General features: G+C 64.5%; 27 protein-coding genes and 2 tRNA genes. 20 read left to right on the top strand and 9 right to left on the bottom strand.

Features of this window, described 5'->3' with window-relative positions:
- The first annotated feature begins 605 nt into the window (after positions 1-605).
- Both KFO72_RS17110 and KFO72_RS17105 read left to right on the top strand, forming a co-directional pair.
- On the top strand, positions 606-2,183 hold the full coding sequence (locus tag KFO72_RS17110) for a UbiD family decarboxylase (protein WP_225032653.1): 1,578 nt from the start codon (positions 606-608) through the stop codon (positions 2,181-2,183).
- A gap of 47 nt (positions 2,184-2,230) precedes the next feature.
- On the top strand, positions 2,231-2,908 hold the full coding sequence (locus tag KFO72_RS17105) for a LysE family translocator (protein ID WP_035986098.1): 678 nt from the start codon (positions 2,231-2,233) through the stop codon (positions 2,906-2,908).
- A 127-nt stretch (positions 2,909-3,035) separates the two neighbouring features.
- Here KFO72_RS17105 and KFO72_RS17100 read toward each other — a convergent pair whose 3' ends face one another.
- On the bottom strand, positions 3,036-3,317 hold the full coding sequence (locus KFO72_RS17100) for a hypothetical protein (RefSeq protein ID WP_054933970.1): 282 nt from the start codon (positions 3,315-3,317) through the stop codon (positions 3,036-3,038).
- A gap of 99 nt (positions 3,318-3,416) precedes the next feature.
- Between KFO72_RS17100 and KFO72_RS17095 the strand changes: the two genes are divergently transcribed.
- Entirely contained in the window at positions 3,417-3,635 is a 219-nt protein-coding gene (locus KFO72_RS17095; RefSeq protein ID WP_225032652.1) for a hypothetical protein, read from the top strand.
- A gap of 79 nt (positions 3,636-3,714) precedes the next feature.
- Here KFO72_RS17095 and KFO72_RS17090 read toward each other — a convergent pair whose 3' ends face one another.
- A complete protein-coding gene (locus KFO72_RS17090) occupies positions 3,715-3,876 on the bottom strand; it encodes a hypothetical protein (RefSeq protein WP_007735200.1) in 162 nt (53 codons plus the stop codon).
- 265 nt (positions 3,877-4,141) lie between these two features.
- Between KFO72_RS17090 and KFO72_RS17085 the strand changes: the two genes are divergently transcribed.
- The 5 genes from KFO72_RS17085 (at position 4,142) to trmB (ending at position 7,401) form a co-directional block, all read left to right on the top strand.
- A complete protein-coding gene (locus KFO72_RS17085; RefSeq protein WP_225032651.1) occupies positions 4,142-5,080 on the top strand; it encodes a Rossmann-like and DUF2520 domain-containing protein in 939 nt (312 codons plus the stop codon).
- Between the two features lie 170 nt (positions 5,081-5,250).
- A complete protein-coding gene (locus tag KFO72_RS17080; RefSeq protein ID WP_054933969.1) occupies positions 5,251-5,571 on the top strand; it encodes an EthD family reductase in 321 nt (106 codons plus the stop codon).
- 136 nt (positions 5,572-5,707) lie between these two features.
- Positions 5,708-6,271 (top strand): YggT family protein, encoded by a 564-nt coding sequence (locus tag KFO72_RS17075; RefSeq protein WP_054933958.1) that lies wholly within the window; start codon positions 5,708-5,710, stop codon positions 6,269-6,271.
- 81 nt (positions 6,272-6,352) lie between these two features.
- Positions 6,353-6,426 (top strand) — tRNA-Gly (locus KFO72_RS17070).
- A 186-nt stretch (positions 6,427-6,612) separates the two neighbouring features.
- On the top strand, positions 6,613-7,401 hold the full coding sequence (gene trmB, locus KFO72_RS17065) for a tRNA (guanosine(46)-N7)-methyltransferase TrmB (protein ID WP_107203183.1): 789 nt from the start codon (positions 6,613-6,615) through the stop codon (positions 7,399-7,401).
- A 96-nt stretch (positions 7,402-7,497) separates the two neighbouring features.
- Here trmB and KFO72_RS17060 read toward each other — a convergent pair whose 3' ends face one another.
- The 3 genes from KFO72_RS17060 to KFO72_RS17050 all read right to left on the bottom strand — a co-directional run bounded on the left by KFO72_RS17060 (position 7,498) and on the right by KFO72_RS17050 (position 9,484).
- The gene (locus KFO72_RS17060; protein WP_054933956.1) at positions 7,498-8,334 is read right to left on the bottom strand and encodes an undecaprenyl-diphosphate phosphatase; all 837 of its coding nucleotides are present in this window, start codon (positions 8,332-8,334) and stop codon (positions 7,498-7,500) included.
- Between the two features lie 81 nt (positions 8,335-8,415).
- Positions 8,416-9,009 carry a DUF1439 domain-containing protein gene (locus KFO72_RS17055; RefSeq protein WP_060602023.1) on the bottom strand — a complete coding sequence of 198 codons (594 nt, stop codon included), beginning with the start codon at positions 9,007-9,009 and terminating at the stop codon, positions 8,416-8,418.
- A 178-nt stretch (positions 9,010-9,187) separates the two neighbouring features.
- Positions 9,188-9,484 (bottom strand): YkgJ family cysteine cluster protein, encoded by a 297-nt coding sequence (locus tag KFO72_RS17050; RefSeq protein WP_054933954.1) that lies wholly within the window; start codon positions 9,482-9,484, stop codon positions 9,188-9,190.
- Between the two features lie 251 nt (positions 9,485-9,735).
- Here KFO72_RS17050 and hemN point away from each other — a divergent pair, with 251 nt between their 5' ends.
- Positions 9,736-11,148, top strand: a complete 1,413-nt coding sequence (gene hemN, locus KFO72_RS17045; protein ID WP_225032650.1) for an oxygen-independent coproporphyrinogen III oxidase — start codon at positions 9,736-9,738, stop codon at positions 11,146-11,148.
- 106 nt (positions 11,149-11,254) lie between these two features.
- Positions 11,255-11,339, top strand: a tRNA-Leu gene (locus KFO72_RS17040).
- A 156-nt stretch (positions 11,340-11,495) separates the two neighbouring features.
- Here KFO72_RS17040 and KFO72_RS17035 read toward each other — a convergent pair.
- Positions 11,496-12,884, bottom strand: coding sequence for an amino acid permease (locus KFO72_RS17035; RefSeq protein ID WP_060602028.1), 1,389 nt, complete (start codon positions 12,882-12,884; stop codon positions 11,496-11,498).
- A 276-nt stretch (positions 12,885-13,160) separates the two neighbouring features.
- On the opposite strand from KFO72_RS17035, the gene KFO72_RS17030 reads away from it, so the two are divergent.
- Positions 13,161-14,105: an alpha/beta fold hydrolase gene (locus tag KFO72_RS17030; protein ID WP_060602031.1), complete on the top strand. Its 945-nt coding sequence runs from the start codon at positions 13,161-13,163 to the stop codon at positions 14,103-14,105.
- A gap of 22 nt (positions 14,106-14,127) precedes the next feature.
- Here the strand turns inward: KFO72_RS17030 and KFO72_RS17025 are convergent, their stop codons facing one another.
- A complete protein-coding gene (locus tag KFO72_RS17025; protein ID WP_225032649.1) occupies positions 14,128-15,387 on the bottom strand; it encodes an MFS transporter in 1,260 nt (419 codons plus the stop codon).
- A 114-nt stretch (positions 15,388-15,501) separates the two neighbouring features.
- Positions 15,502-16,932, bottom strand: a complete 1,431-nt coding sequence (locus KFO72_RS17020; RefSeq protein WP_225032648.1) for a PLP-dependent aminotransferase family protein — start codon at positions 16,930-16,932, stop codon at positions 15,502-15,504.
- A gap of 207 nt (positions 16,933-17,139) precedes the next feature.
- Between KFO72_RS17020 and KFO72_RS17015 the strand changes: the two genes are divergently transcribed.
- From KFO72_RS17015 to KFO72_RS16990, 6 genes are all read left to right on the top strand, one after another.
- Positions 17,140-18,315, top strand: coding sequence for a mandelate racemase/muconate lactonizing enzyme family protein (locus KFO72_RS17015; RefSeq protein WP_225032647.1), 1,176 nt, complete (start codon positions 17,140-17,142; stop codon positions 18,313-18,315).
- 63 nt (positions 18,316-18,378) lie between these two features.
- A complete protein-coding gene (locus KFO72_RS17010) occupies positions 18,379-19,416 on the top strand; it encodes an ABC transporter substrate-binding protein (RefSeq protein WP_054933944.1) in 1,038 nt (345 codons plus the stop codon).
- Positions 19,417-19,457: 41 nt separating this feature from the next.
- Entirely contained in the window at positions 19,458-20,447 is a 990-nt protein-coding gene (locus KFO72_RS17005) for an ABC transporter permease (RefSeq protein ID WP_054933943.1), read from the top strand.
- Between the two features lie 14 nt (positions 20,448-20,461).
- Positions 20,462-21,283 carry a quaternary amine ABC transporter ATP-binding protein gene (locus tag KFO72_RS17000; RefSeq protein ID WP_225032646.1) on the top strand — a complete coding sequence of 274 codons (822 nt, stop codon included), beginning with the start codon at positions 20,462-20,464 and terminating at the stop codon, positions 21,281-21,283.
- Positions 21,284-21,420: 137 nt separating this feature from the next.
- Positions 21,421-22,125, top strand: a complete 705-nt coding sequence (locus KFO72_RS16995) for a pseudouridine synthase (RefSeq protein ID WP_060602050.1) — start codon at positions 21,421-21,423, stop codon at positions 22,123-22,125.
- Positions 22,126-22,290: 165 nt separating this feature from the next.
- Positions 22,291-22,479, top strand: coding sequence for a hypothetical protein (locus tag KFO72_RS16990; protein WP_035986131.1), 189 nt, complete (start codon positions 22,291-22,293; stop codon positions 22,477-22,479).
- Between the two features lie 15 nt (positions 22,480-22,494).
- Here the strand turns inward: KFO72_RS16990 and KFO72_RS16985 are convergent, their stop codons facing one another.
- Complete coding sequence (locus KFO72_RS16985) at positions 22,495-23,547, bottom strand: NAD-dependent epimerase/dehydratase family protein (protein ID WP_225032645.1); 1,053 nt, start codon at positions 23,545-23,547, stop codon at positions 22,495-22,497.
- Between the two features lie 74 nt (positions 23,548-23,621).
- Between KFO72_RS16985 and KFO72_RS16980 the strand changes: the two genes are divergently transcribed.
- The 3 genes from KFO72_RS16980 (at position 23,622) to KFO72_RS16970 (ending at position 26,622) form a co-directional block, all read left to right on the top strand.
- Positions 23,622-24,653: a CDP-6-deoxy-delta-3,4-glucoseen reductase gene (locus tag KFO72_RS16980; RefSeq protein WP_054933940.1), complete on the top strand. Its 1,032-nt coding sequence runs from the start codon at positions 23,622-23,624 to the stop codon at positions 24,651-24,653.
- 335 nt (positions 24,654-24,988) lie between these two features.
- Positions 24,989-26,173, top strand: a complete 1,185-nt coding sequence (locus KFO72_RS16975) for an acetylornithine transaminase (RefSeq protein WP_224099915.1) — start codon at positions 24,989-24,991, stop codon at positions 26,171-26,173.
- A gap of 14 nt (positions 26,174-26,187) precedes the next feature.
- Positions 26,188-26,622, top strand: a complete 435-nt coding sequence (locus KFO72_RS16970) for a GNAT family acetyltransferase (protein WP_263627672.1) — start codon at positions 26,188-26,190, stop codon at positions 26,620-26,622.
- The last annotated feature ends 165 nt before the right edge of the window (positions 26,623-26,787 follow it).

The raw sequence follows: 26,787 nt of genomic DNA, 5'->3' as shown, positions 1-26,787 counted from the left end.
CCATGTTGCTGGCTTTCGCGAACACCGAAAAAAAGACCGGCTGGACTACTGTTCGAAAGAGCCAAGACGCCGCCTGCTCTGGTTAAGGCGACAACGACGTCGGGAAAACGGCAAAAAGTACCGTTGGGGGGCCAAAACCTTAAAAAGGGCCGCCTGCATGCCGAAAAGGCACGCACACGATGGCTCCCACGCGAAAAACCAGCGTCGATATGCGCTGGTGGAGACTACATTTGACCGTCAATACCGAGCAGGGGCGGTAAGAGCGACGCGTAGCGTCTGAAGGACCGGGGGACGGTGGTAAAAACTATCAATTCCCTGCAACCAATGTGTCCGGATTCTAGCAGGGTTTTATAGATCGTCAACACTATAGAATGTCAAAACTATAACCAATTGTAATAATGAACACTGTTCAGACCGCCGAATCCCCCTGCGCAAGGGGCTTTCCGGCCGATTGGCAAATTCGGTATTCAACGTGCGCTTCCTAACGCAGGTAAAATCGACAATCCGTTCGGGCCGCTTGTTGGTCGGTTGATGTCACCGCGCCGCCCGCTTCGCCACCGTTTTCAGCCCTTGCATGGCCGCTTCACGGCTGCCAGACCGGACCGATGAAATACAAAGACCTGCGCGACTTCGCGAGCCGCCTCGAAACGCTCGGCGAACTGCGCCGTATCCCGCAAAACGTGTCGCCTATCCTGGAAATGACCGAGCTGTGCGATCGCGTGCTGCGCGCGGGCGGGCCCGCGCTGTTGTTCGAGTCGAAGCAGACTCATGCGTTCCCGGTGCTCGGCAATCTGTTCGGCACGCCACGGCGCGTCGCGCTCGGCATGGGCATCGATACCGCCGCGCAAGGCGCCGCCGACAGCGACAGCGCGGCGCTGGAGTCGCTGCGCGATGTCGGGCGGCTGTTGTCCGCGCTGAAGGAGCCGGAGCCGCCCAAGGGCCTCAAGGACGCTGGCAAGCTGCTTTCGCTCGCGAAGGCCGTGTGGGACATGGCGCCGAAGACGGTGAGCGCGCCGCCCTGTCAGGAAATCGTCTGGGAAGGCAATGACGTCGATCTTGCGAAGCTGCCCATCCAGACCTGTTGGCCCGGCGACGCAGGACCGCTGATCACCTGGGGGCTGACCGTCACCCGCGGGCCGAACAAGACGCGGCAGAACCTCGGCATCTATCGTCAACAGGTGATCGGGCGGAACAAGGTCATCATGCGCTGGCTCGCGCATCGCGGCGGCGCGCTGGACTTCCGCGAGTTCGCGCTGAAGCACCCCGGCAAGCCGTATCCCGTCGCCGTGGTGCTCGGCGCCGATCCCGCGACGATCCTCGGCGCGGTGACGCCCGTGCCCGACACGCTGTCCGAATACCAGTTCGCCGGCCTGCTGCGCGGCGGACGCACCGAGCTGGCGAAGTGCATCACGCCCGGCGTCGATACGCTGCAGGTGCCCGCCCGCGCGGAGATCGTGCTGGAAGGCTTCATCTACCCGCAGGAAGGCGCGTTGGCGCCCGCGCCCGCAGGCGCGCCGCCGCGTCCGTCGAAAGGCGCGAGCGCCGGTTATGAGCACGCGCTCGAAGGGCCGTATGGCGATCACACCGGCTACTACAACGAGCAGGAGTGGTTCCCCGTCTTCACGATCGAGCGCATCACGATGCGCCGCGACGCGATCTATCACTCCACTTACACCGGCAAGCCGCCCGACGAGCCCGCCGTGCTTGGCGTCGCGCTGAACGAGGTGTTCGTGCCGCTGCTGCAGAAGCAGTTCACCGAGATCACCGACTTCTATCTGCCGCCCGAAGGCTGCAGCTACCGGATGGCCATCGTGCAGATGAAGAAGAGCTATCCGGGCCACGCAAAGCGCGTCATGTTCGGCGTGTGGAGCTTCCTGCGGCAGTTCATGTACACGAAGTTCATCGTGGTCGTCGACGAGGACGTGAACATCCGCGACTGGAAGGAAGTGATCTGGGCCATCACCACGCGCATCGACCCGACGCGCGATACCGTGCTGGTCGATCGCACGCCAATCGACTATCTGGATTTCGCGTCGCCCGTCGCGGGACTCGGCTCGAAGATGGGGCTCGACGCGACCAACAAATGGCCCGGCGAAACCGACCGCGAATGGGGTCGCCCAATCGTCATGGACGATGCCGTGAAAGCGCGCATCGACGGACTGTGGAGCGAACTCGGTCTGTGAGTCGAGCAAGGTTTCAATAACAACAAATCATCAACACGGTTGGACGGATGCATAGCTTGTCGATGTTGTCGGATGGTTTTTTTCTGTCGTTGTCGTTGTGCCTCGATATCGGTCTCGTCAACGTCGCGATCATCTCGCTGACGTTGTCACACGGCTTCAGACCGGGCTTCTGGCTCGGCCTCGGTTCCTGTTTCGGCGATCTCATCTACGCGGCCCTCGCGCTTGCGGGCATGGCAGCGCTGCTGCAATTCGAATCGGTGCGCTGGGTCGTATGGATCGGCGGCGCGGCGATCCTGCTGTTCCTTACGTGGAAGATGGCACGCGAGGCGCTGGTCCCCGCCTCGGCGCCTCCCGTCGAAGGCGAAGCCGATGCCGCCACGCCGCATCTCGATCCCGCGCGCGGCTTTCTGCGCGGCGTGCTGCTCGCCGTCTCGTCGCCCAGCGCGATCCTGTGGTTCGCTGCTGTCGGCGGGGCGCTGATCGCCAAGGCAGGCGCGACGACGGTGACGACCGCGCCGGTATTCCTCGGCGGATTTTTTCTCGGCGGGCTGTGCTGGACGCTTTTCATCTGCGGACTGGCGAGCCACGGGCGCAAACGCGCGGGCACGGGTCTGCTGCGCATCTGTCACGTGCTATCCGCGCTGTTGTTTGCTTATTTTTCGTACAGCGTGATCGTCAATGGCTACCACGACCTGATCGTTCAGACTGCGCACGCGGCAAGCTGATAAGAAGCGTCATGGCCGCGAGGCGATCGGCCCGTGAAATGCAAACGGCGCAACGCGGCGATCAGCCGGCGTTGCGCCGTTTTTCCATTCGACTTGCGTAGCGCCGTTGGGCTACGCAGCCAGAACATCAATAGCGGTAATACGGACGGCCGTAATAGCCGTGACGGTAATAAGGCCGGTGATAGCCGTAATACCCGCCAACGACGACAGGCGGCGGCGCATAAACCACGGGCGGCGGCGCGTAGACCACAGGCGGCGGCGGAGGCGCGTAATACACAGGCGGCGGCGCGGCATACACGGGATACGCGGGCACACCGATGCCGATACCAACCGACACATGAGCCTGCGCCGCAGTGGCCATGCCCACCCCGAGTGCGGCAGCAGCGATAAACGGAATGATCTTCTTCACTTGTATTTCTCCTGGCGGCTCGGCTATCACTGCCGGGTCGCATGACGGACATGCTCCGAATTCAATGTATCGAAAAAGCCTGCATGGCGTTGTCTGCATTTGTTGCAAATTGCAATTACCGTAAAGCGGCCCGTCGGTCAGCGCCCTCTTTATATTGGTCAGATGATGCAGATCATCGCGAAAATCAAGGGCTTGGCCGCCGGTTGGCGGCAGATCGGGCGTACCCACCGTCCCTGCCAGTCGGGCCTCGCGCGCTTTGGTAATGTTTATTTACAAATTCACCAGTCTGCGTTGCGGGCGCGCATCAGTCGCAGCTAAAAGGCCGGAAAGCGCCGCGCAAACGAAAAACGCCCGGCGCGTGGCCGGGCGTTTCGCATGTTCGGCAATGAAATGAGCGTCAACCGACTTTCACATAAGTGAACTCGCGCGTGACGTTGGGCGGCACATAAGCGCCGCTGATCTTGACCCGAGGCGTAAGACGCTTCTTCTGATCCCACCAGCGACGGCGTTGGGAATGTGTGAGGAACCGCAAGTGCTTTCGGTAAGCAAAGATGCTCATCGTAACCTCCCGATTCTGACTGCGAGACATTGAAAACCAAGGTGACTGCCAATCCACTCCTACGGAAATCCTGAAGCAGTTTTCGCGCCTGTTTGCCCGTGCTGCCACGACCATGCGTGGCGAGCGCCCCTGAAAGCATCAGTTGACCGCGAAACGCGCGTCGGCATGCGCCCAAACCACCTGCGGAAACCGCCAGTTCGCGCCCTGGATTTATTGGAGCGCGATACTCGAGCTTCCTCGTTCAGTCCCGTCGGGAGCAGGAACCATGTCCCAGCCTTCCCTGCCGCGCCTCGGCTTCGTCGGCGCGGGCCGGATTGCGCGCTGCCTTGCGCCCGGCTTCGCACGCGCCGGATATCCCGTCACGGCCATTGCGAGCCGCTCGCCCGAATCGGCACGGCGGCTCGCCAGTCAGATCGAATCCTGCGCCGCGTATGACGATCCTCAGCGGATCGTCGAGTCGGCGGACATACTCTTTTTAACCGTCCCCGATGACAGCATCGGTTCGACAGCGAACACACTCGCGTTTCCCGCCCGCGCGGCGCCCGGCAAGGAAGCCTGGGCCGTCGTGCATTGCAGCGGTGCGTCGTCCGTCGAACTGCTTGCCCCGGCGCGGGACCAGGGCGCGTCGATCGGCGGTTTTCATCCACTTTACCTGTTCAGCGGCGATTTGACAGATGTCGATCGTATCGCCGGGTGCTCGGTGACGATCGAGGCCGACGGCGCGCTCAAGGACGCGCTGACGGCACTCGCCGCCGCATTGCGCTGCCATCCGCTGTCGATTCCCGCTGGCGGGCGGCTTCTGTACCACGCGGCGGCCCACTATGCGGCGAGTTTCGCCTTATGCAGTCTGGCTGAGAATGTGAATCTGTGGCGCAAGCTCGGCTTCGACGAACACGACGCGCTGCGCGCGTTGCTCCCGATGATGGCGGGCACGCTCGAAACGGCGCGCGACCGGGGCCTTGCCAACGCGCTCGCGGGACCGGTTTCGCGCGGCGACCTCGGCGTGGTGGAAAAGCAACTGTCGCTGATGGAGGAACTCGGCGGCGATCATGGCGTGCTGTTCGGACTGATGTCGCGGCGCGCGGTCTCGCTCGCGCGCCAACGCGCGACGCCGCCCGCCGCCGTCGACGCCATCGGCGCGGCAGTCGAGCGCTCGCTGACCCGCACCCTCGAAGGCGCGGCGAAAGGTGCAAGCGCCGAGTAAGCCGTGATAATGTGACGTCCGGCATGAGCGGGCCGTCATGTCTGCCGTCCCTGACGGGGCGCGGCGGCACGGACGGCCCGCCGGCAACGCTGGACCACCACGCGGGCAACGGTACGCAGCAGGCGCACGACGCCTTCCTGCGCATCGCGACCAATCGACGAGAACGCACAATGATCAAGGTCAGCATCCTCTATCCGTATCGAGAAGGCGGACGTTTCGACGTCGACTATTACTGCGGCACGCACATGCCGCTCGCCGCGAAGCTGTTCGGCGCGGCGCTCAAGGGCTGGTCGGTCGATATTGGCATCAACGCCGGGCCGCCGGGCTCGCCGCCGCCGTTCGTGGCGGCCGGCCATTTTCTGTTCGATACGACAGACGCATTTTATGAAGTCTTCAAACCCGCCAGCGACACATTGCTCGCCGACATTCCGAATTACACGGACGGCGGCAACGGCAAGATCCTGATTAGCGAGGTCAAGGTCGCGGTCTAGCGCCGCGACGGGCGCGCACAGCCATTCTGACGAGGCGCGCAAAGCACGTCGCGCGCTCGATGTTTTCAGCCGTCCGCCGGCCCGCCGGCGCCATGCGTCCCGCCCACGGGACGTTTTCTGAAGGAAAGGACCCACGATGTTCGGCGATATCGCCCGTTTTCTGCTCAATACCATCTTCACGCTGTTCGGCGCGGCGCTGCTGCTGCGCGCCTGGCTCCAGTTCATCCGCATGCAGCCGTACAACCCGGTGTCGAGCGCGGTGATGCAGGTGACCAACTGGCTCGTGCTGCCGCTGCGCAAGATTATTCCCAGCACGCGCGGGATCGACTGGGCGAGCATCGTCGCCACGCTGCTCACGTCGCTCGTGTATGTCGTGCTGATGGTGGCGATCGTCGGCGTCGATCCGCTCGGGCTGATGCCGTCGCTGCTGATCGTCGCGCTGCTGACCGTGATCAAATGGGCGCTGAACCTGCTGATCTGGCTGACCATCCTGATGGCGCTGCTGTCGTGGCTCAACCCGCGTTCGCCCGCCATGCCGATCCTGTATCAGTTGACGGCGCCGTTTCTCGATCCGCTGCGCAAGATCATGCCGCGCCTGGGCGGCATCGATCTTTCGCCGATCCTGCTGTTCGTGATCGTCCAGGTGTTGCTGATGGTCGTGACGCGCGCAGCGGTATCGCTGACGCTGTTCGGCATCTGAACGGGCTGGCGGCGCGCCGGGTGCGCTGCGCATCCGGCAATTTGCCCAAAGCCGCCGAAACCGCGTAAAATAGCGCGCTCTGCGGGCGTCGTATAATGGTAATACCCTAGCTTCCCAAGCTAGAGCCGTGGGTTCGATTCCCATCGCCCGCTCCACTTTCAGCCGCTCCCTCTGCCGCAGCACGCACTGGCGGAGAGATCCGGCGGAGAAGCCAGCGTGAGAGCCGCCTCCCTGAAGGCGGCTTTTTTATAGCGTGCGTCCTGCCGCGAATGTCAAACGACGCTCGAACGACGCGCCCTCACGCGCAGCCGTTTCCCGCCGCCACTCATGTCTTCATCACGATGATTCACGATCCGAACGAAGCCGGTCTGCCGCGCGATCCTTCCGGGCTTTCCAGCGACAACCCCACTGAACGGCCCGAAACCACCGACGCCACCGCGCCGGACAATGCGCTGCATCTGCGCCGCATCCGCAGCTTCGTGACGCGCGCCGGCCGCGTGTCGACGGGACAGCGCCGCGCGATGGACGAACTCGGCCCGCGCTTCGTCGTGCCCTACACGCCCGAGCAGCCTGATTGGGACGCCGTCTTCGGGCGCCGCGCGCCGCGCATTCTGGAGATCGGGTTCGGCATGGGCGCGACCACGGCCGAGATCGCGTCGCACCGCACCGGCGACGACTTTCTCGGCGTCGAAGTGCACGAGCCGGGTGTCGGCGCGCTGCTGAAGCTGATGGGCGACCAGAACCTGTCGAACATCCGCATCATCCAGCACGACGCCGTCGAGGTGCTCGAAAACATGATCGCGCCGCAGAGTCTGGACGGCGTGCACATCTTCTTTCCGGACCCGTGGCATAAGGCGCGTCACCACAAGCGCCGCCTGATCCAGCCGAAGTTCGTCGCGCTGCTGGTGTCGCGCATGAAGCCGGGCGCGTACATTCATTGCGCGACCGACTGGCAGAACTACGCGGAGCAGATGCTCGAAGTGCTCGGCGCGGAGCCCGCTTTGGAGAACACCGCCGATGGCTACGCACCCCGCCCCGACTATCGTCCTGTGACGAAGTTCGAGAAACGCGGCCTGCGCCTCGGGCATGGCGTGTGGGATCTGATTTACAAACGCCGCCCGAATAGCTGAAGCGCAACACCGGCTTCAGAAACAGAAACGGCCTGCGGTTCGCGAACCGCAGGCCGTTTTCACATCTGCCAGATACCCGGCAGAGCGGCAAGCACCTCAATCCGCCCAGCTCAACCCGCCGCTGTAGCCAATCAGCAGGATCAACAGGCCGAAGCCGATCCGATACCAGGCAAACGCGCTGAAATCGTGCGCCGCGATGTAGCGCAGCAGCCACCGCACGCACGCAAACGCGCTGACGAACGCCGCCAGAAAGCCGATCGAGAAAAGTCCGAGCGCATCCGTCGACAGTTCGTGCCAGCCCTTGTGCAGTTCGTAGACGGTCGCGCCGAAAATGATCGGGATCGCGAGGAAGAACGAGAACTCGGTCGCGACGCGCCGGTCGAGCCCGAACAGCATGCCGCCGATAATCGTCGAACCCGAGCGCGACATGCCGGGAATCAGCGCGAAGCATTGCGCGAGGCCGACCTTCAGCGCGTCGAGCGGGCTCATGTCGTCCACCGAATGCACGCGCGCCTGGACGTCGGGACGGTTGCGCTGCCGTGACTCGACCCAGAGAATCAGCACACCGCCCACCACCAGCGCAAGCGCGACGGGCACGGGCGAAAACAGCACCGCCTTGATCGACTTCTCGAGCAGCAGACCCAGCACGATGGCCGGAATCGTCGCGATGATCACGTTGAGCGTGAAGCGGCGCGCCTCAGGCCGTGTCCCGAGCCCCGACACGACGTCGACGATGCGCTGGCGGAACTCCCAGCACACGGCGAGAATCGCGCCCAGCTGGATCACGACATCGAAAGTCTTTTCCTGCGGCACATCGAAGTTCAGCACGCTGCCCGCGACGATCAGGTGACCCGTGCTCGAGACCGGCAGAAATTCGGTCAAGCCTTCCACGACGCCGAGAATCAGCGCCTTCAACGTGAGTATCCAGTCCATCCGTGGCCTTTTAGCTTGGAGTTGGTAGGCGATGCACAGCCGCGTCAGCAAGGCTGGTGCGGCCGTCCGGCCACGCGTATGTCACTTTTCGACGATCTGCACGCGTATGCCGTTTGTAAGGACCGTGATTGTACCGGGTTCGTAGTTCACTCCGGCAAATTGAAGCTGCTCGGGCTTGAATGTGTAGACGGGATAGTTGGCCAGCAGCTGGGTGGCCATCAGCGCCGCGGCCGCGTTGATCTGCTGCGCGTAGACCTGCGCGTTGCCGTCGACGCTGACGTTATCGACATTGGGCGAGCGCAGCACGACGGAACGGCTCTGCGGATCGTATTCGAGCTGGCTCGACAGCGTGAGCACACCGCTCACGGGTTGCTGCAGGAACGGACTGGCGAGCCGCGCATCGACCCGCACCGACACGCGGTTCGTATCGGGCAGCAAGCCGACGACGGGATTGCTCAACGCCACATCGAGCACCTGCGACACCGTGCGCTGATAGGGAAACTTGCGCTGGACGGCGTCCTGAACCTGCTTTTGCGAAAACGTGTAGTGATCCGGAATAAACGGAAACGTCGACGTGGCGCATGCGGCGAGCGGCGCCGTGATGCTCGCGGCCGCGCAGACGGACAGCGCGGAAATCAGAAAGCGGCGCCGTGCGGGCGCAGCGGTTTGGGTCATGCGGATTCTCCTGTCGGCCATGCGCGATGGCCGCTGTGAAACGGCGCGCGCCGCGTCGGTGTTGCCTGTTTTCCGGACCCGACCGGTCCGCGCCGGAGGCCGTACGGGACCGCGTCGGCGCACGGATTCGAGTGACTGTTTTCCGGCGGATGATCTGTGCCACGAGCCTGCGCCGCGATCACGGCCGCGTGTCGGCCTCCAGACGCGCGAGCCAGACGAGCGCCTCGTCGCGCGAGCCGCCGCACATTTCCGCCTGCGGCTGTAGACCCGAGCAGCAGGCCGGACGTTCCGGCTTGCCGAAAATCGCGCAGCGCAGATCGTCGCCGAGCTGCACGCAGCGCACGCCTGCGGGCTTGCCGTGCGGCATGCCCGGAATCGGGCTGGTGATCGACGGCGCGATACAGCACGCGCCGCAATCAGGGCGGCACGCGTGATCCGCGGTCGCGGACGGCGGTTGAGACAAAGGGACGGACACTACGCACTTCCTGAAACATGAACACGCTAAACAGCGGATCAATCGGTCGATAGCTTGACGCTGATCAAACCATCATTGTGCCATCTGCCGAGTGCGACCTTTTTACCCGATCTCGCGCGCACGTGCTCCCGTACACTCATTCGAGCTCAACCCACGCACGCGCGGCGCCTGCCCGGTTCGACCGGGCGTCACTGCGAGCCGCATCCAAAGCGGCTTGCGCATCGTCCGGCGGGCGTCTGGAGACCGATCCGATGAACACCGCTCCTTCCGGCCCACGCTTCCCCTCGGCGGATTCGCTGTTCCGCCCCGACCTGCTCGCCAAATACAGCGCGAACGGCCCGCGCTACACGTCCTATCCGACCGCCCTGCAGTTCCACGACGACTTCCTGCTCGACCACTATCGCCGCGCGGCCGCCGACAAAGGCGCGACGGAAACCGACCTGTCGCTGTACTTCCACATTCCGTTTTGCAACACCGTCTGCTTCTACTGCGGCTGCAACAAGGTCGTGACGAAGAACCGCGCGCGCTCGGCGCCATATCTCGCGCGGCTCAAGTGCGAAATCGCGTTGCAGGCGTCGCTGTTCGATACCGCGCGGCCCGTGTCACAACTGCATTGGGGCGGCGGCACGCCGACGTTTCTGTCGCACGACGAAATGACGGAGCTGATGGCGACGACACACGAGCACTTCCTGCTGCGCAGCGACGCCGAAGGCGAGTTTTCGGTCGAAGTCGATCCGCGCGAAGCGTCGCCGAAGACCATCGTGCATTTGCGCAATCTCGGCTTCAACCGCCTGAGTCTGGGCGTGCAGGACTTCGATCCCGTCGTGCAGCGCGCGATCAACCGCATCCAGCCGCTCGAGATGACGGCCAGCGTGATGTGCGCCGCCCGCGCAACGGGCTTTCATTCGATCGGCGTCGATCTGATCTACGGGCTGCCGTATCAGACGGTCCGCAGCTTCAGCAGGACGCTCGACACGATGCTCGAACTCGCGCCCGACCGGCTTTCCGTGTTCGGCTACGCGCACATGCCGCAGCTCTTCAAGATGCAGCGGCAGATGGATGCGTCCGCGTTGCCCTCTCCCGCCGAGCGGCTCGCGCTGTTACGGCTCGTGGTCGAACGCCTGACGGGCGCGGGGTATGTCTACATCGGCATGGACCACTTCGCGCTGCCTACCGACGAACTCGCGCGCGCCCAGGCGCGACGCACGCTGCATCGGAATTTCCAGGGTTACAGCACGCGCGCCGAGTGCGATCTGATCGGCTTCGGGGCATCGTCGATCGGCAAGGTCGGCGATGTCTACGCGCAAAACGCGAAAGACCTGACGGGCTACGCGGCCGCCATCGACAAAGGCGAACTGGCGATCCAGCGCGGCGTGCGCCTGAGCGCCGACGACCGGCTGCGCCGCGACATCATCACGCAACTGATGTGCAATCTCGAACTGCGCTTCGACGAGTTCGAAGCTGCGTACGGCATCCGCTTCCATGACGCGTTCGCGCCGGAGCTGGAGCGGCTGCGCGCCTTCGAGGACGACGGTCTGGTGAAGATCGGCACACGCCGGCTGGATGTGGAACTCGCCGGGCGGATGCTCGTGCGCAACATTGCGATGGTGTTCGACCGTTATCTCGGCCAGCAGGCGATGCAGCGCTTTTCGCGGACCGTCTGAACCGCATGGACGGGTCGGCTTGCCCGCTGACGGGTTTTCCGCCATAATCTGCGTCTTCGCCTGGCGTCAAAGCCGTGCGAGACAGCCTGCAAAGGCCGCAACACAAGCCCAGGTGGTGAAACAGGTAGACGCAGGGGACTCAAAATCCCCCGCCGCAAGGCGTGCCGGTTCGAGTCCGGCCCTGGGCACCAGAATTCAGCTTCACACGAACCCGCGTTCATCGTCAGATGCCGCGGGTTTTGTGTTTTCTGGCCGCGCGCCGTGCCCTTGTGCCCCGTGCTTGTAAAAAAGCCGGATCGCCTCACGGCCAATCCGGCTTCTGTCTGATCGGAAGCGTCAGGCGCGCGTCAGCGCCCGCCCGCCACGCCCGCCAACTGATGCGCAGCCGCACGCCTGCGTTTCACGACATAGCCGATCCACATCACGAAGAGCCACACTGGCACCAGCAGCACCGACACGTTGAGTCCTGGCGTCATCGCGAGAATGACGAGAATCATCGCCATGAACGCAAGACAGATCCAGTTGCCGACCGGGAACCATAGCGACCTGAACACGAGCGTCTCGCCCTGCGCGAGCATCGCGCGACGCGACTTCAGATGCGTGAGGCTGATCAGCGACCAGTTCAGCACCAGCGCGGCGACCACCAGCGCCATCAGCACGTCGAGCGCCTTCGCGGGAATCAGGTAATTGATGATCACGCAAGCAAACGTCGCCACCGCCGACAGGCCGATCGCCATGTACGGCACGCCCCGCCCGTCGACCCTGAGCAACGCGCGCGGCGCATTGCCCTGCTCGGCGAGACCGTACAGCATGCGGCTATTCGCGTAGACGCCGCTGTTGTACACGGACAATGCCGCCGTCAGCACGACCACGTTGAGCACGTTCGCCGTCAAACCCGCGCCGATCTGCGAAAAGATCATCACGAACGGGCTGCCGCCTTCCGCCACCTGATTCCACGGATACAGCGACAGCAATACCACCAGCGAGAGGATGTAGAAAATCAGAATTCGGTAGATCACCTGATTCACGGCCTTCGGAATGCTCTTTTGCGGATCGTCGGCTTCCGCGGCCGTGATGCCGATCAGTTCCAGCCCGCCGAACGAGAACATGATCACGGCGAGCATCATGAAGAGGCCGTGGAAACCGTACGGGAAGAAGCCGCCCTTGCTCCACAGGTTCGAGATCGATGCCTGCGGACCGCCATGCCCGCTCAGCAGCAGATAGCCGCCGAACACGATCATGCCGATCACGGCCACGACCTTGATGATGGCAAACCAGAACTCGGTCTCGCCGTACGCCTTTACGTTCGCGAGGTTGATCGCGTTGATGATGACGAAGCACACGAGCGCCGACACCCACGCCGGCACTTCCGGCCACCAGAAGTGCACGTAGGTGCCGACGGCCGTCAGTTCGGCCATGCTGACGAGCACATACAGCACCCAGTAGTTCCAGCCCGACAGGAAGCCGGGGAAATCGCCCCAGTACTTGTACGCGAAATGGCTGAACGAGCCCGCGACGGGTTCCTGCGCCACCATTTCGCCGAGCTGCCGCATGATCAGAAACGCGATGAAGCCGCCGATCGCGTAGCCGAGAATCATCGACGGCCCCGCCGACTTCAATACGCCCGCCGAGCCGAGAAAAAGCCCCGTGCCGATCGCGCCACCCAGCGCGATCAGCTGGATATGCCGGTTCTTCAGGCCACGCTTCAGGCCGTCATGCTGCTGTCCGTTGCTCAAGATGTCTCACTCCACTGCATTGAATACGCACTGCCCGGGCAGAACCCGTCCGGAAAAGCCGTAAATTGTACCCTTCGACGTAGTGCCCACCTATCGGGCAGACCCGGCGCGGTCCGCGTCGTGACGCGCTGCGCCTGCACTAGCGCCGCCGCGACAGATTTCCACGCAACCGCCAAACCGTTGCTCAACGTGTCCGAAAACTCCGTGTGATAGCGGTTGTCACCATGACCCGCGTTCGGTATGTTCCCAGAATCCCGTCCAGCCGATGGAGTCGCCATGTCGCCGAAACGTCTGCTCTATGCCGTTCTCCTTGGCGCTTGCATCGCCACAACCGGCGTGTTCGCGCAGACGGGACAACCCGCGCCGCAAGCAGCGCCGGCGGCGGCGCCCGCCGCACCTGCGCCGGATATGCCGCCCGCTCCGCCCGCCCCCTCCGCCGCCGAGCCTGCACCGCCGCCGCCCGCAGCAGCGCCGGCCCCCGCGCCCCGCCCCGCCCCCGCCGCTGCCGCGCCGCCGAGCGGCCCGGTGCAGAACATCGTGCTGGTGCACGGCGCGTTCGTCGACGGTTCGAGCTGGAACGGTGTGATCGCGCGGTTGCAGAAGAAAGGCTATCGGGTTGCGTCGGTGCAGATTCCGCTGACGTCGCTCGCCGACGACCTCGCCGCGACGAAACGGGTGCTCGCCCAACTATCTGGTCCGACCGTGCTGGTCGGGCATTCGTGGGGCGGCGTGGTGATTACGGAGGCCGGCTCGGGACCGGACGCGTCGAAGGTGGTTGGCCTCGTCTACGTCTCGGCCATCGCGCCGGACGTCGGCGAGTCGGCCGTCGATATTTTGAAGCGCGGCCCGCAGATGCCCGCCAGCTCGGCAATGATCAAGGACAGCACCGGCTTTCTGTGGCTCGATCCCGCGCGATATCACAGCGATTTCGCCGCCGACGTGCCCGAAACCCTGACGCGCGTGCTGGTCGCCGCGCAGCAGCCAATCGCGGCCAAAGCCTTCGAGGAACGCGCAACGCAAGCCGCCTGGCGCTACAAACCGTCGTTCTACCTCGTGACGTCGCGCGACCGCGCCGTGTCGCCGGAAATCCAGCGCTGGATGGCGCACCGGATCGGCGCGACGATCGTCGAGACGCCGTCGAGCCATCTGGTGCCCGTCGCGCATGCGGGCGCGACGGCAGATGCAATCGACCGTGCAGCGAAGGAGTTCGGCAAGGAATGACGGCCGTGCGTCGCGAGCAGCGTCACGGCGACGGCACTGCGGCACAGTCGGGAATCCGCGCCAGCCGCGCCGCCGGCGAAATCACGATGATCCACGCCTGCACCGCAAAGCCGAGCGCGGCCGCGACCAGACAGGCGTCCATGCCGAAGCGGGCGCTGATCGTCGCGCCGAGCAGCGCGCCCACCGGCCGCGCGCCGTACGTCGCCGTGCTGTTGAGCGCCGACACACGGCCCATCATGCCCGCGGGCGTGATTGCCTGACGCAGCGTCGTCGAGCCGACCGTCCATAGAATCGGTCCCGCCCCCAGCAGAAAGAAGCTCGCCGCCGCGAGCCAGAACGACGGCGCGGCAAGCGTCGCGACCATCACGAGCGAAGCAGCCAGTCCGCAAAACGGCCCAACCAGCAACATGCGCCCGAACGTCATCCGCCGCGCGACGAAGGGCGCGGCGAGCGCCCCGCACACCATGCCGATGCCGAACGCGCCCAGCGTCGTGCCAATGGCCGACGCGCTCAAACCCAGCCGATGCACGGCATAAGGCACATACACCGCCTGCAGCGTGAAAAACCCGATGTTGAAGAACACGGCCGTCGCGAGCATCGGGCGCAGCAGTGAGTCGCCGAACACGAATCGCGCGCCGTCGCGCAACTCGACCATGAAATGACGCGTAGCCGTCGTCACGCGCGGCGGTTCATGCAGGCCGGCCAGCAACGCGGCCGCGAGCGTCGACAGGGCCGCCGCGCATCCGTAAGCCCAACCCGCGCCGATCCCGCCAACCAGCAGCCCGCCAAGCGCCGGCCCCGCCGAATACGCGACGCTGCGCGCCAGCTCGATGCGCCCATTCGCCACAGGAAGCGCAGCGCGCGACACGAGTGCAGGCACCAGCGCCGGCGCGGCGACGCTGTACGCCACCGTGCCCGTCGCCGCGAGAAAGCCGAGCACGGCGAGCAACGGCAGCGTCAACGCATGCGCCAGCACGAGCAGCAGCACGCTCGCCATCGCCAGCGCGCGCACGCCTTCCGACACCGCCATCAACGCGCGGCGCGAGCGGCGGTCGGCGTAGACGCCGAGGGGTATCGACAGCAGCAGGAACGGCAGGGTCTGCGCCGTTTGCAACAGCCCGGTATCGCGCGCGGACGCGCCGAGCGTGAATACGGCGACGAGCGGCGCGGCGGCAAGACTGATCTGCTCGGCGGATTGCGCGATCAGGTTGGACCACGCCAGCTGCTGGAACGGCGCGGGCAATAGCGCGCGGGATGAGAAAAACGGCAAGGGAAAGCGCATCGGCAGCCTCCGTGACGCGATGACGAAAAGCCCATCGTCACGGTTTCAGCCGATCGTTACGCTCCGCTTCTTGCTCTGTGATTCCATCAGACAACGACGTGCCGCAGACGCGGATCAAGGCGCGTATGACGACGCCATGCCGCTTTCCAGCCCGTGATCGAGCGTCGTGCGGATCAGCGCGAGTCCGCGCGCAAGCGCATCGAGCGAGACCGCGCCGCTCATGCACACGCGGATCGCGTGCGGCGCGGCATTGCGGCCAATCACGAAGCTGTCGGCCGTTTTCACCAGCACCCCTTCCTGGCGCAGCGCCGCTGCGAATTCCGCCGCGCGCCACGGGTCGGGCAGCGGCAGCCACAGGTGCGAGCTGGTTGGCGCGCGCCGGTAAGCGACGCCTTCCAGCGCTTCGTCCGCGATCGCGTGCTCGGCGTCGATGCGCGCGCGCTGCAACGCGTTGAGCCGGTCCATCTCGCCGCTTTCGATCCAGCGCGACACGATCTCGGCCATCAGCGGTGCCGTCATCCAGCAGTCGCTGCGGATCACAGCGGCGACCTTCGAGCACCACGCGCTCGGCGCCTGCAGATAGCCGACCCGCAACCCCGGCGCAACCGACTTCGACAGCCCCGCGATCAGGAACGCCTGTTCCGGCATGCGCACGGCGAGCGGCTCGGGCGGCGCTTCCATCAGCATCGCGGGAACGATGTCCTCGATCAGCAGCACGCTGTGACGCTGCAGGATTTCCGCGACGGCGTCGCGCCGTTGTTCCGACATCGTCGCCGTCGTCGGATTGTGAATGGTCGGCACGCAGAAGATCGCGCGCGGATGCAGCGACTTGCACGCGAGTTCCAGCGCGCCGGGCACCAGCCCTTCCTGATCGATCTCGACGCCGACCAGATGCAGCCGCAGTTGCCGCGCAAGCGCGATGATGCCCGGATAGCTGACCACCTCGGCCAGCACGGTGTCGCCCGGACGCGTGACGGCGCGCAGCACCGACGCCAGTGCATGCTGCGCGCCCTGCGTGACGAGCACGCGAGCGGCGCTCGCCGGACTGCCCGCGCGGCCGAGCCAGGCGGCGCCCGCGAGCCGGTGGCGCATCGAGCCGGCTTCGGGCGCGTATTGCAGCAGTTCGGCTGCGAGGCGCTGGTCGGTGGCGATCCCGGCGAGCGTCGTGCACAGCGCCGCCGCCTCTTCCGTCGACTGCGGTACGTTCTGACCCAGGTCGATCAGCGGCGGCGCGCTGGCCACGCCGGTACGCAGCGTCCCGTAGCCGCTGGCAGCGGGCGGCAACTCGCGCGAACGCGCCTGCGCGACATACGTGCCGTCGCCGACGCGCGCGTTCGCGAGGCCTTGCCGCTCCAGTTCGGCATAGGCGCGGCTGATCGTGCCCGTCGTCACCTTCAGTTCGCCCGCAAGCGAACGGTGCGGCGGCAACTTCTCGCCGGCGGGCAATTGCCCGTTGAGGATGGCCTGCGCGAACGCGCGGGCAATGACCTGATATTTCGGTTCGCTGCCCGCCTCGATTCGTGGCAGCCAGGCATTCATCGCCATGTTGCGACGGTCTCCGGAAGTTCGTTGAGTTGTGTCACTGGATGATACGCAACGCATATCTCGGAATTGGATGCAGTCATTTACTTTTATTGAAGCGATTGAGTTGCCCGCGCCACATTCATAGCATGGCGTCATTCTTATCCCATTCGAGACGCATTGCGCAGCACATTGAATGCCGCACTGCGTCAATTCAGGAGGAGACGCCTGATGGATCGTGAAGCAAGCGAGGCCGTGAACCGCCTCGCGCAAACGGCCCGCATCACCCGCATCGACGTAACGCAGCATCAGCTGATGCTCGATCCGCCCTTTCCCGCCTCGTGGGATAGCCAGCCGCGCCGCAAATTTCCCGCCACGATCGTGCGCGTGCACGACGACGCCGGCCGGGTCGGCATCGGCTCCGGCGACGCGATGTACGGCTTCGCCGACTACCAGCATCTGTTCATCGGCAGCGATCCGCTCGACCTCGCGCGCCACAGCGCCGTGCTCGACAACATCGGCTTTCACGCCGGCCGTCCGTGGCCGCTCGATATCGCGCTGTGGGACCTCGCCGGAAAAATTCGCGAGCAGGCGTGCTGGCAGATGGCGGGCGGACGCAGCAACCGGATTCGCGCGTACGCGTCGAGCGGCGTGCATCGCCGCCCCGACGAGATGGCGCGCATGGCGCTGCATGTCGTCGAACGCGGCTTTCCGGCGCTCAAAATCCGCTTCGGGCGTCCGCAACTGAAAGACGATCTCGCCGTGCTCGCCGCCGTGCGCGAAGCCGTCGGCGACCGGCTCGAACTGATGGTCGACTGCAACCAGGGCTGGCGCATGCCGTGGGACACGGCCGCGCCGTGGACTTTCGACGAAGCGCTCGCTGTCGCGCGCGCACTGGAAAAGCACAACGTCTACTGGATGGAAGAGCCGCTGCATCGCGGCGACTACGACGGCATGGCGAGGCTGCGCAAGGCGGTGTCGCCGGCATTGCGCATGGCCGGCGGCGAGATGACACGCGAGCGCTACGAGTTCGATCAACTGCTCGCGCGCGATTGCCTCGATGTGTTCCAGCCGGACGTCGCGTGCTCGCTCGGCATGGAAGGGCTGCGCAAGCTCGCGCAAGCCGTCGAGGCGCACGGCAAGGTCTTCACGCCGCACACGTGGGGCAATGGCATCGGCCTCGCCGCGAACCTGCATCTGACGGCGGGCGCCGCAAGCGCGCCGTTCATCGAATTTCCGTACGACCCGCCCGAATGGTCGATCGCGCGCCGCGACTTCATGCTGAAGGACCCGATCGATATCGACAGCGAAGGCTGGATCACGCTGTCCGACGCGCCGGGCCTCGGTCTTTCCATCGACGAAACGATCCTCGCCGCGACGCTCGGCTCCAGTAGCACATACGGCTGACGCCTCGGCCCAAAAGGCGCTCGACGACAGCGCCAGACATCCAATCACAATCGGAGACACACCATGCAGATCAGATCCCTGATGCGCACCGTCACGGTCGCGCTCGCCGCCGGCGCGTTATGGCCCGCCGCCGCTCACGCCGGCACCTGGTGCTCGGCGGGCAAACCCGTGCGCTTTGCGGGCGTCACGTGGGAAAGCGGCTCGTTCACGTCGGAAGTGCTGCGCTTCATCACGGAGAAAGGCTACGGCTGCAAGACGGACACGATTCCAGGCAACACGGCCGCGACGGAAACGGCGCTGTCGCGCGACGACCTGCAAGTGTGGTCCGAACAGTGGACGGGCCGCTCGGAAATCATCGCGAAAGCGGTGAACGACGGCCGCGTGAAGCTGCTCGGCGACACGCTGCCGGGCGGCACCAACGAAGGCTGGTTCGTGCCCGAGTATGTCGTGAAGGGCGACGCGAAGCGCAACATCAAGCCCGTTGCGCCGAACCTCGCGTCCGTGACCGATCTGCCGAAGTACAAAGGCGTGTTCGAAGACGACGAAGAGCCCGGCAAAGGCCGCTTCCTGAACTGCCCGTCGGGCTGGGACTGCGAGCGCGTGAACCGGCGTCTGTTGAAGACGCTGAATCTCGACGATTCATACACCGACTTCCGCCCCGGCACGGGCGCCGCGCTCGATGCCGCGATCGAATCGGCATATCAGCGCGGCAAGCCGATCCTCTTCTACTACTGGGAACCCGCCGCGCTGATGGCGAAGTACAAGTTCGTCCAGCTGAAGATGCCCGCGTTCAACCAGAAGTGCTGGGACACGCTGCGCGCGGATAACAGCACGTCGCAATGCGCGTCGTCGTATCTCGTGTCGCATCTGAAGGTCGGCGTATCGACGCCGTTCTATCAGGCCGAGCCGCAACTGATGGACACCTACTCGAAAGTCAGCTTCCCGATGGACTTCCTCAACAAGACCATCCTCGACATGACGAGCAAGAAGATCGACGGCCCGACGATGGCAAGGCAGTTCCTGCGCGATCACCCTGACATGTGGAAAGCATGGGTACCCACCGACGTCGCGCAAAAGGTTCAGGCCGCGCTGGCTGGCTGATATCGACACCGACGCGTCATGACGCACGGGAGGGTTTCAACATGAATTCGATCTTTCTGCATCTGTCGATCGCCGACTGGGTGAACGACCATGTGCAATCGTTCGTCGCCGCGTACGGCGACAGCTTCCACGACTTCAGCACGGCGCTGTTGCGCTACGTGCTGGTGCCGCTCGAAGGCGCGCTGCGCGCGACGCCCGCGTGGGCGATCCTGATCGCCGTCGGCCTGCTCACGCTGAACGCGACGCGGCGCATCGGCATTGCGGCCTTTTTCGTGCTGCTGCTGTATGTGATCGGCTGCTTCGGTCTGTGGGACAAGCTGATGCAGACGCTCGCGCTGATGCTGGTCGCGACCGTGCTGTCTGTCGCGCTCGGCGTGCCGCTCGGCATCTGGGCGTCGCGCAGCCCGTGGATGCGGCGCGTGCTGCTGCCCGTGCTCGACATCATGCAGACGCTGCCGAGCTTCGTGTATCTGATCCCCGTGCTGATGCTGTTCGGCCTCGGCAAGGTGCCCGCGATTCTCGCGACGATCATCTACGCGCTGCCGCCGCTGATCCGCCTGACCGATCTCGGCATCCGTCATGTGGATGCGGATGTCGTCGAAGCGGCGCGCGCCTTCGGCACGACGCGCTGGCAGTTGCTGGTCAACGTGCAGTTGCCGCTCGCGCGTCCCAGCATCATGGCGGGTATCAACCAGACCACGATGATGGCGCTGTCGATGGTGGTGATCGCGTCGATGATCGGCTCGCGCGGACTCGGCGAAGACGTGCTCGCCGGCATCCAGACGCTCGATATCGGCAAGGGCATGCAGGCGGGCATCGCGATCGTGATTCTCGCGATCGTCATCGACCGGATCAGCCAGGGCTACGGGCAGGACCGCCGCACGCGCAGGCTCGTCGCGCAACGCCGCAGGGCGAAGGCGGCGTCGCGCGTTCCCTATCGGAACGCGGGCGCGCCGCGTGAAGACGGCGCGCCGGCGGCAGCCAACGAAAACGCCACGCAGCGCGGCCTCGAAGCCCGCACGGCGGACTGACGGAGGGCATGGACATGTCATCGATCGAAGTGAAGAACGTGTACAAGCTCTTTGGCCCGGAAGCCGGTCACCGGCGCGTGCTCGACCTGCTGAAGAGCGGCCGCAGCAAGGCTGAAGTGCTCGCGCAAACGGGCTGCAACGTCGGCCTGGACAACGTGAGCCTGCATATCGGTTCGGGCGAGATTTACGTGATCATGGGTTTGTCGGGTTCAGGCAAGTCGACGCTCGTGCGCCACTTCAACCGGCTGATCGAGCCGACGGCGGGCGAGATCGTGATCGACGGTTCGGACGTCATCAAGCTCGACCCGCACGGTCTGCGCGAATTGCGCCGCTACAAGGTCAGCATGGTGTTCCAGAACTTCGGCCTGCTGCCGCATCAGACCGTGCTCGACAACACCGCGTATGCACTGCGCACGCGCGGCGAGAGCAAGGCGGAAGCGAACGAGAAGGCGCGCATGTGGCTCGGCAAGGTCGGGCTCGACGGGTACCGCGATCATTATCCCGATGAGCTGTCGGGCGGCATGCGGCAACGCGTCGGTCTGGCGCGCGCGCTCGCCGCCGATACCGACGTGCTGCTGATGGACGAAGCCTTCTCCGCGCTCGATCCGCTGATCCGCACGGAAATGCAGGACCAGCTTCTGCAACTGCAGGCGACGCTCAACAAGACCATCGTGTTCATCACGCACGATCTGGACGAAGCGCTGCGCATCGGCAACCGCATCGCGATTCTGCGCGACGGCACGCTGGTGCAGGAAGGCACGCCGAACGAGATCCTCACGAAGCCCGCCGACGATTACGTGGCGCGGTTCGTCGAGCGGCGCTCGGGCGCGCACTAAGTCTGGTCGTGCGCTTACGCTGGCGGGGCAAACCAGGGCGGCGGGTAAAATGCAGGCAATGACGGCGTCCTTCGCAACGAAGGACGCCGTCGACGTTTGATGCATCGCTGCTCGTGTCCGCCCTTCTGCCCGCTCCAATGAATCTCGAAAGCGTTCTCTTTTCCCAAGGTTTCGGTTCGCGCCGCCAGTGCCGCGCATTGATCGCGGACGGCCGCGTGTCGGTCGGCGGCGCGACGCTCGCCGATCCCGACGCCGACGTCGATACCAATGCGCTGGCGTTCGAAGTCGACGGCGCGGCCTGGCCTTATCGCGAGCGCGCATACATCCTGCTCAACAAGCCTGCGGGCTATGAATGCTCGCGCGATCCGCAGCATCATTTGAGCGTGTTCAATCTGTTGCCCGCGCAGTTTGCGACGCGCGGCGTCCAGTGCGTGGGCCGGCTCGATCAGGACACGACGGGCCTGCTGCTGCTCTCCGACGACGGCCAGTTCGTCCACGCGTACACGTCGCCGAAACGCAAAGTGCCCAAGGTCTACCTCGCGACAACCCGTCATCCGCTCGACGACGCGCAACTCACCGCATTGCGCGAAGGCGTGCTGCTGCACGGCGAAGCGAAGCCGATCGCGGCCGTCGCCGCTCATGCGCGCGGCGAACACGCGCTGGAACTCACCGTGCTGGAAGGCAAATACCATCAGGTGAAGCGGATGGTCGCGGCGGCGGGCAACCGTGTAGAGGCGCTGCATCGCGAGCGGGTCGGTGGGCTGGCGTTGCCGGCTTCGCTCGCTGAAGGCGCGTGGCAATGGCTCGATGAAGCCGACCTGGGCGCATTACGGAACGGGTAAACGATCAATGCCCACCCCGCCTCGTCTCAAGCCATTGAGACTACGTGGGATTCCGAACAAAAGCGCCACAAAAACCTTGCAGAACGCTGCGCCGCAGCATGCTTGCTCCGAACGCCCGTCCTATACTCGGATCAACAAAGATTACAAAGCAGGCAAGGAGGCGCCATGGTCATCTACGGCAACCTGGCGGTTTCATACGCGATGATCGCGTTCATCGGACTCGGCCTTTTGCTGATTGGCGGCGTGCTGGCCGTCATGCATCGTCGGCACAGGTACGAGCCGAATCTGCTCGCTGCGCTGATCGGCGCGTTCTTCTGCTTCCTGTTACTGGAAGCGCTACCTGCCCTCACCTGATCGCTGCGTTTTCCGTTATGGCTTGTCTGGGCGCGGCTGCGTGCGGCTCGGGCTCGCCACCGTGCGCAGAAAGTCGTCGACGCTCGGATAGCGCAATCTGAAACGCAACTCTCGCTTCAGCCGCGTATTGACGAGCCGGCGCGACTCGCGCATGAACGACAGCATCATCTCGCCGAGCTGCTGTTCTGCTTCGTCGCGTGCAATGCGCGGCGCGCGCTCGATGCCGAATGCATCCGCCACCCGGTCGAAGTACTCGCCCATTTTCAACGTCGTGTCGTCGGACGCGTGGATCACGCGCGACGGTCGAGCGTGCGTCGACATACGCAGCAGGATCGCGGCGAGATCGTCGGCGTGGATGTGGTTCGTGTAGACGTCGTCGGCATCGAAGAGCGCCGGCGTGCGTTTTTCCAGCCGCGCGAGCGGCAGCCGGTTGCCCGCATAGATGCCCGGAATGCGCGCGATGCTGGCCGTGATCGCACGTCGCGCCGCCGCGCGCCGCAATTGCGTCTCCGCCGACACGCGGCGTTTCGCGCGCTCGTTGGCGGGCGCGACAGGACGCGTTTCGTCGAGCCACGCGCCGCCGCAGTCGCCATAGACGCCCGTCGTGCTCGCATAGACCACGCGCGAACGCCGGCTCGGCCGATGCCCGGCCCGCGAAGCCGGACACCCCCCGTCGGGTACAATACTGGATGTTTTGCGCGCACGAATGCCGTGCTGCGCGCGCCGCAAGCGCCCCGTCGCCAGATGACGGGCACGCCGGGCACGCGGCGCAGTCAGCGTGGCGATCAGCGCGCGCGTGCGCGTGTCGGCCTCGCCCGTTCTTTGCGGAGGCGCGAGATGCAGGACGGTCGGCGCGAGATGGGCAAGACGAGCCAGGCTCGCGCGCACGTCGAGATCGCCGACAATCGGCGTGACGCCCGCCGCGCGCAGTTCGTCGCGGCGCTCCGCGTGACTGGTGAGCGCATAGAGGCGTGCGCGTCCTTGCAGTTGCCGCACGCAGCGCATGCCGACATCGCCGCAACCGACGATCAGCACGCGCGGTCTGCGCAATTTTCGTGTCGCTTTCATCGTGGACGCATTGTAGCCGCGATCCACGACACGCATTGGTTACCGACTTTCTGTATTCGAAGACTGAACGACTTATGGCATTCAACGTAACGCTCCGGCAAAGCGGCCGGCAGTTTCAGGTGGAACCCGACGAACCCGTGCTGACAGCCGCCCTTCGCCAGGGCATCGGCCTGCCGTACGGCTGCAAGAACGGCGCATGCGGCTCGTGCAAGGGCGCGGTGGTCGGCGGCGAGGTCGAGCAGCGTGCGCATTCGTCGTCGGCGCTGTCGAACGATGAGAAGACACGCGGCCTCGCGCTGCTGTGTTGCGCGACCGCGTGCACCGACCTCGAGATCGACATCCGCGAAGTGACGGGCATCGGCGACGTGCAGATCAAGAAATTGCCGTGCCGTGTGAGCGCCATCGAGCGCAAGGCCGACGACGTCGTCGTGCTGAAGCTGCAACTGCCCGCGAACGAGCGCCTTCAGTATATGGCGGGCCAGTACCTGGAATTCATCCTGAAGGACGGCAAGCGCCGCAGCTATTCGATGGCGAGCGCGCCGCACGCGGACGGTCCCGTCGAACTGCATATCCGCCACATGCCGGGCGGCGCGTTCACGGACCACGTCTTCAACACGATGAAGGAGCGCGACATACTGCGCTTCGAGGCGCCGCTCGGCACGTTCTTCCTGCGCGAAGAGTCGGACAAGCCGATCGTGCTGCTCGCGTCGGGCACGGGCTTCGCGCCGCTGAAAGCGATCGTCGAGCATGCGGTGTTCAAGAACATCACGCGCCCGATGACGCTCTACTGGGGCGCACGTCGCAAGAAAGACCTGTACATGATGGAGCTCGCCGAGCAATGGGCGCGCGAGATTCCGAACTTCAAGTTCGTGCCGGTTCTCTCGGAACCGGATGCGGACGACGCATGGACGGGCCGCACTGGCTTCGTTCATCGGGCCGTCATCGAAGATCTGCCAGACTTGTCGGCGTATCAGGTGTATGCGTGCGGCGCGCCGGTGATGGTCGAGTCGGCGCAGCGCGATTTCACGCAGCATCATCGCCTGCCGGAAGACGAGTTCTATGCGGATTCGTTCACGAGCGCAGCCGATCTCGCGAACCCCGTCTGATCGTTGCGCCAGCACGCTTCACTTCTGAGAACGGCCGGCAGTGCGTAGAGACATGCAAATTGCAGGTTTACACGGGCGCCGGCATTGTCGTATTCTTTCGCGCATGAACCGCATCCAGTCCGAACTTCGACGTCGCCGCTCGCTGCTCCCTTAGGGGCGCCGCTGGCTTTGTCACGGATTCGCGCGAACAACGCGCACGCAGTTCGAATCATGAAAGCCACGGCATGCCGTGGCTTTTTGTATTTCTGCCTTACCCGTCGTGCTTTTTTCTTTCCGTTGCTGGGCCATGTTGTCCGAGGCGGTTTTTCATCCCTGTTTGCCTGGAGCCTGTAGCCATGAACTTCAATGAGTATCCGATCGATTCGCTGATGTACATCACGAACCGGCCCGAAATCGTTTTCACGCACGGCAAGGGCTCGTGGCTCTACGACAACACCGGCAAGCGATATCTGGATTTCATTCAGGGTTGGGCGGTCAACAGCCTGGGCCATTGCAACGACGGCGTGATCGAAGCGCTGACGCAGCAGGCGCGCACGCTGATCAATCCGTCGCCCGCGTTCTACAACGAACCGATGGCGAAGCTCGCGGGCCTGCTTACGCAGCATAGCTGCTTCGACAAGGTGTTCTTCACGAACAGCGGCGCCGAGGCAAACGAAGGCGCGATCAAGCTGGCGCGCAAGTGGGGCAAGAAGTTCAAGGGCGGCGCATACGAGATCATCACGTTCGATCACAGCTTCCACGGCCGCACGATCGCGACGATGTCCGCAAGCGGCAAGCCGGGCTGGGACACGATCTATGCCCCGCAGGTGCCAGGCTTTCCGAAGGCTGACCTGAACGACATCGCGTCCGTCGAGAAGCTCATCAACGACAAGACCGTTGCCGTGATGCTGGAGCCGATCCAGGGCGAAGGCGGCGTGATCCCTGCATCGCGCGAGTTCATGCAGCAACTGCGCGCGCTGACGACGAAGCACAACCTGCTGCTGATCGTCGATGAAGTACAGAGCGGCTGTGGCCGTGCGGGCACGCTGTTCGCGTACGAGCTGTCGGGTATCGAGCCGGACGTGATGACGCTGGCGAAGGGTATCGGCAGCGGCGTGCCGCTTGGCGCGCTGTTGTGCAAGAAGCATGTCGAGGTGTTCGAAGCGGGCGACCAGGGCGGCACGTACAACGGCAATCCGCTGATGACGGCGGCCGGGTATTCGGTGATCTCGCAACTGACGGCGCCTGGCTTTCTCGATGGCGTGAAGACGCGTGGTGAATATCTGCGCACGAAGCTGCTGGAACTGTCTGCGGAGCGTGGCTTCGAGGGCGAGCGCGGCGAGGGTCTGCTGCGTGCGCTGCTGCTTGGGAAGGATATCGGCAACCAGATCGTCGAGAAGGCGCGTCTGATGCAGCCGGATGGGCTGCTGCTGAATGCCGCGCGTCCTAATCTGCTGCGTTTCATGCCCGCCTTGAACGTGACGACGGAAGAGATCGATCAGATGATGGCGATGCTGCGGTCGATTCTGGATACGCTGTGATTGACGCTTCGTCCATGTCGATTCGCGTGTTCGACGCGGGCGACACGGATGCCGTGATCGCGCTGTGGCTCGAAGCGTTTCCTGAGTATCAGGATGCGAGCCGGCCGCAGCGTAATCCGCATCTGTCGATCGCCAACAAGCTGGCTACGCAGCCTGAACTGTTCTTTGTCGCCGTGAAGGATGGGGGCATCGTTGGAACTGTGATGGCTGGGTATGATGGGCATCGGGGCTGGCTGTATTCGCTTGCGGTCGGGGCGGCGTTCAGGCGCCTTGGGATTGGCACTGCACTTGTGCGGCATGCGGAAGCGGCGCTCGCCGCGCGCGGGTGTCCTAAGGTCAATCTTCAGGTGCTGAGCGCAAAGGCTGATGTGCAGGCTTTTTATGAGTCGCTGGGGTATGTTGCTGATGCCGTGGTTAGTCTTGGGAAACGGTTGGGGGCGGTGGCTTAGGTTTGGGTTTTTTTTGGGTTTTTTTGGCTTCGCCTTCGCTTCTTTTGGCGTCCGCGTTATGCCTTCGCGATTCACACGTCGCCGTTCGCCGTTCGGCGTTTCGGCCTTTGCGCTGGCATCCGCGTTACGTTAGCTCGCTTCACGCGTCGCCCCTGTGCGGGGCGG

Source organism: Paraburkholderia sp. XV, assembly GCF_020177535.1.
In the GTDB taxonomy this organism is placed as follows: domain Bacteria; phylum Pseudomonadota; class Gammaproteobacteria; order Burkholderiales; family Burkholderiaceae; genus Paraburkholderia; species Paraburkholderia caribensis.
Note: the sequence above shows the minus strand (reverse complement) of the source record. Positions and strands in the feature narration are given on the sequence as shown.

Coding starts and splice junctions, on each gene's coding strand:
- KFO72_RS17110 (WP_225032653.1), top strand. CDS start 606: ATGAAATACAAAGACCTGCGCGACTTCGCGAGCCGCCTCGAAACGCTC.
- KFO72_RS17105 (WP_035986098.1), top strand. CDS start 2,231: ATGCATAGCTTGTCGATGTTGTCGGATGGTTTTTTTCTGTCGTTGTCG.
- KFO72_RS17090 (WP_007735200.1), bottom strand. CDS start 3,876: ATGAGCATCTTTGCTTACCGAAAGCACTTGCGGTTCCTCACACATTCC.
- KFO72_RS17085 (WP_225032651.1), top strand. CDS start 4,142: ATGTCCCAGCCTTCCCTGCCGCGCCTCGGCTTCGTCGGCGCGGGCCGG.
- KFO72_RS17080 (WP_054933969.1), top strand. CDS start 5,251: ATGATCAAGGTCAGCATCCTCTATCCGTATCGAGAAGGCGGACGTTTC.
- KFO72_RS17075 (WP_054933958.1), top strand. CDS start 5,708: ATGTTCGGCGATATCGCCCGTTTTCTGCTCAATACCATCTTCACGCTG.
- trmB (WP_107203183.1), top strand. CDS start 6,613: ATGATTCACGATCCGAACGAAGCCGGTCTGCCGCGCGATCCTTCCGGG.
- KFO72_RS17060 (WP_054933956.1), bottom strand. CDS start 8,334: ATGGACTGGATACTCACGTTGAAGGCGCTGATTCTCGGCGTCGTGGAA.
- KFO72_RS17055 (WP_060602023.1), bottom strand. CDS start 9,009: ATGACCCAAACCGCTGCGCCCGCACGGCGCCGCTTTCTGATTTCCGCG.
- hemN (WP_225032650.1), top strand. CDS start 9,736: ATGAACACCGCTCCTTCCGGCCCACGCTTCCCCTCGGCGGATTCGCTG.
- KFO72_RS17030 (WP_060602031.1), top strand. CDS start 13,161: ATGTCGCCGAAACGTCTGCTCTATGCCGTTCTCCTTGGCGCTTGCATC.
- KFO72_RS17025 (WP_225032649.1), bottom strand. CDS start 15,387: ATGCGCTTTCCCTTGCCGTTTTTCTCATCCCGCGCGCTATTGCCCGCG.
- KFO72_RS17020 (WP_225032648.1), bottom strand. CDS start 16,932: ATGGCGATGAATGCCTGGCTGCCACGAATCGAGGCGGGCAGCGAACCG.
- KFO72_RS17015 (WP_225032647.1), top strand. CDS start 17,140: ATGGATCGTGAAGCAAGCGAGGCCGTGAACCGCCTCGCGCAAACGGCC.
- KFO72_RS17010 (WP_054933944.1), top strand. CDS start 18,379: ATGCAGATCAGATCCCTGATGCGCACCGTCACGGTCGCGCTCGCCGCC.
- KFO72_RS17005 (WP_054933943.1), top strand. CDS start 19,458: ATGAATTCGATCTTTCTGCATCTGTCGATCGCCGACTGGGTGAACGAC.
- KFO72_RS17000 (WP_225032646.1), top strand. CDS start 20,462: ATGTCATCGATCGAAGTGAAGAACGTGTACAAGCTCTTTGGCCCGGAA.
- KFO72_RS16995 (WP_060602050.1), top strand. CDS start 21,421: ATGAATCTCGAAAGCGTTCTCTTTTCCCAAGGTTTCGGTTCGCGCCGC.
- KFO72_RS16990 (WP_035986131.1), top strand. CDS start 22,291: ATGGTCATCTACGGCAACCTGGCGGTTTCATACGCGATGATCGCGTTC.
- KFO72_RS16985 (WP_225032645.1), bottom strand. CDS start 23,547: ATGAAAGCGACACGAAAATTGCGCAGACCGCGCGTGCTGATCGTCGGT.
- KFO72_RS16980 (WP_054933940.1), top strand. CDS start 23,622: ATGGCATTCAACGTAACGCTCCGGCAAAGCGGCCGGCAGTTTCAGGTG.
- KFO72_RS16975 (WP_224099915.1), top strand. CDS start 24,989: ATGAACTTCAATGAGTATCCGATCGATTCGCTGATGTACATCACGAAC.
- KFO72_RS16970 (WP_263627672.1), top strand. CDS start 26,188: ATGTCGATTCGCGTGTTCGACGCGGGCGACACGGATGCCGTGATCGCG.